General features: G+C 30.2%; 1 protein-coding gene. It reads left to right on the top strand.

Going from position 1 to position 410, the window contains the following annotated elements; all coding sequences use genetic code 11:
• Positions 1-173 precede the first annotated feature (173 nt).
• On the top strand, positions 174-410 hold a 237-nt coding region (locus A6013_RS26410; RefSeq protein WP_139128311.1), incomplete at its 3' end, for a recombinase family protein.

The following is a 410-nucleotide window of genomic DNA, read 5'->3' as shown; positions in this document are numbered from 1 at the left end:
AAATATGAGAGTGTCCAGAAAATGGTTATTTTCTGGACACTCTCTTTTTATATCTAGATATATATCTATTATACATATTTTAGTGTTCAATAACCCAACAGAAAATCTATGTTCATAAATATGGTTAGAATTAAGTTATGATACAATGAAAATGTATATAGGAGGTTTGTATCTTGAAAATAGGTTATGCAAGAGTTTCAACTGGATTACAGAACTTGGATTTACAGGAAGATCAGTTAAATCAATATGGTTGTGAAAAGATATTTAATGATCATATGAGTGGTTCAAAAAGTAAGCGACCTGGTTTAGATAAAGCCATTGAATTTGCGAGGTCAGGAGATACGATTGTTGTTTGGAGACTAGATAGACTAGGACGTAACATGGAAGATTTAATCATATTAGTTAATGAA

This window comes from Enterobacter sp. IF2SW-B1 (assembly GCF_001743375.1).
Lineage (GTDB): Bacteria > Pseudomonadota > Gammaproteobacteria > Enterobacterales > Enterobacteriaceae > Enterobacter > Enterobacter bugandensis.
This window is presented reverse-complemented; position numbering and strand designations above follow the sequence as displayed.